The 700-nt window shown below is 58.0% G+C and carries 1 protein-coding gene; it reads right to left on the minus strand.

Annotation, left to right across the window (positions count from 1 at the left end; all coding sequences use genetic code 11):
• Positions 1-189: 189 nt before the first annotated feature.
• Positions 190-700, minus strand: a 511-nt coding sequence (locus GXY01S_RS16795) for a transposase (protein WP_156470354.1), incomplete at its 5' end; no start/stop codon positions are given.

Consider the following 700-nt stretch of genomic DNA (forward strand, 5'->3'; position numbering starts at 1 on the left):
TCGACGCGGATTTCTCACACTTGAGGCAATTTCGGGTCATTTTGTAGAATTCAGTCATCCCACAGGAGCCCGATCTGGAATATTGACGATATTCTGCTTCTGGCGGCGGGTTCTGAACGCAGTGAGGGTGTCACGGCCTGAGAAGGCAGTGTTGGTGGAAGCTATGTGGTCTGTGCACTGTCTGTTTCTTCAGATGGCCTGCCGGAGCCTTCGCAATCGTGCATGAGCGAGGGCGAATTCATGCTGACAGGGGAACATGTCCGGCATGGAGAGGACAATCCGACGGACGCTGAGCGTGACACGTGTCGCGATTTTGAGCAGTCGTGCGCGGATGGTGCCACAGGTCGCCTTCTCCAGAGAGGTCTGCCCAAGGGCCATCTTTTGCAGAGCGGTGAGCAGGACATAGGCTGCGGCCGAGAACCACAGCCGGAGCTGGTTGGCGCGGATGGTATGGGAGGATGTCCTGTCTGAGAACAGATCCAGCTGGCATTCCTTGATGCGGTTTTCCATATCCCCGCGTGCGCAGTAAATCTGTTCGTAGAGATGGCGGGGGTCGGACATTCCCTGCGGTAGCGTGGTGACAATAAAGCGATGATAGCGGTTGCCGTGGCGCCATTCGGCCTTGGCCACCACCCGCCTGCGGCGCGTCCAGCTGTCCTTTGTGATCCAGTCAAAGGAGGCGAAACCGCGCGCAGCTCTG

Origin of the sequence: Komagataeibacter xylinus NBRC 15237, from assembly GCF_001571345.1 — a bacterium.
Lineage (GTDB): Bacteria > Pseudomonadota > Alphaproteobacteria > Acetobacterales > Acetobacteraceae > Komagataeibacter > Komagataeibacter xylinus.